The 1,508-nt window shown below is 45.0% G+C and carries 1 protein-coding gene and 2 pseudogenes; 1 reads left to right on the top strand and 2 read right to left on the bottom strand.

Annotated features, from left to right (window positions below):
* Positions 1-91: IS66 family insertion sequence element accessory protein TnpA (gene tnpA / locus VZ94_RS33385; protein ID WP_439097711.1), on the bottom strand; the 91-nt coding region annotated here is incomplete at its 3' end.
* A gap of 203 nt (positions 92-294) precedes the next feature.
* Between tnpA and VZ94_RS20745 the strand changes: the two are divergent.
* Positions 295-592, top strand: a pseudogene (locus VZ94_RS20745) (transposase); the annotation flags it as partial.
* Between the two features lie 606 nt (positions 593-1,198).
* On the opposite strand, the pseudogene VZ94_RS33390 reads toward VZ94_RS20745, so the two are convergent.
* Positions 1,199-1,295 (bottom strand): annotated as a pseudogene (locus tag VZ94_RS33390) (transposase); the annotation flags it as partial.
* Positions 1,296-1,508: the final 213 nt, after the last annotated feature.

Raw genomic sequence — 1,508 nt, forward strand, 5'->3', positions numbered from 1 at the left:
TAAGCCGATGCTGTCGGCAATACGCCGCTTGCGTCATTCCGCTGCTTTGCCAAGTGTTCAGGTGATGTATCCAATGCGCAGTTAAGGTCATGCATTATCCTCTTCAAAAATTTTGAGAATAACGGTTCTGAACTTATTAGAACAGGTGGTTTGGTTGAGCGCTTACGGAATAAGCACCCGACAGCCGGTATTATCGATAGCCAAAGCGTTAAAACAACAGCCTTGGCTTGAGTTAAGGGGTACGATTCCGCTAAATGTATCCAAGGACGCAAGCGTCATATCCTCGTCGATACCTTGGGACTCCGTATGGTGGTTGTGGTGACAGCGGCCAATGTGACCGAACGCGAGGGAGCGAAGCTTATCTTGAAGTCACTGACCGGTAGCTGCAAAAAGATACGCCGCATTTGGGTGGACGGTGGATACCACGGAAAAGCATTTATGCAGTGGATAGCAGACTATTTCCGCATCATCCGAGAGGTCGTCCTTCATCCGCAAGGAACTTCCGGATTTAAATTGTTACCACGTCGCTGGGTCGTCGAACGGACCTTTGCCTGGCTTTATCGTTACCGCCGCCTGAGCAAAGACTACGAAGTGTGTACCGACTCCAGCAAAGCATTTGTCCATCTCGCGATGATTAATCTAATGTTAAACAGGCTTGATGCGCGCAAGGCGTAACCCAGGGAGACTTTTGAGACATGCGCTAAACAAAATAAAGTCATGCTAATGTGATAAAGAACTAAACCTATTGTTTTAATTACTAAATCATGAAATATTTTTTTCAAAGCTAACGGGGCGAGTTTTGGAGAGGCGCCTTGAGAATGGGGAGGTTAACCTGGTTTTATGAGCGGCTTTTAACAACCTAGAGTAAATCCGGTGCGAAGCGGTAAATATCCGCAGGGGAGCAGAAATCGAATTCTTCAAACTATCAACATTAGCACAACTTTGTTTCACTACCGTACACTTTTTCACCTACATAATAGTATTTAAATACCAATTACTTATATTTTCATGATTGAAAATAGGCAGAAATGAGGAAGCGGTATACCATTAGTTAAAAACCGTCTCAACAGACGCTTGCCCAACTCAAACAAACTGAGGTCGCAACGATCGGTGCGGTGGATAGTAGCGTACCATTTGGTTTTCATGGCATAAACGCCTAAATAAACGAGCCACACATAAGCTAAAGAAACGGCAATAAGCAGGCGTGAGACCCGCTCAGGATCACCAAGCCCAGTCTTTTGTAATTGAAAACCCCGGCCTTTAAAATCCGAAAACAGGGTCTCGATGCTGAAGCGTTTTTTATACCAGCGACAAGCGTCTTCAGGCAGCTCCAAGTTGCTGACCAAATAAATCGGTTCATCGTAGTGTTTGCCCCACCAAGCGTAAGCGCTCAACCAAACCACCTGTTCTAATAAATTCAGAACCGTTATTCTCAAAATTTTTGAAAGAGGATAATGCATGACCTTAACCGCGCATTGGATACATCACCTGAACACTTGGCAAAGCAG

This window comes from Methylocucumis oryzae, assembly GCF_000963695.1.
Lineage (GTDB): Bacteria > Pseudomonadota > Gammaproteobacteria > Methylococcales > Methylomonadaceae > Methylovulum > Methylovulum oryzae.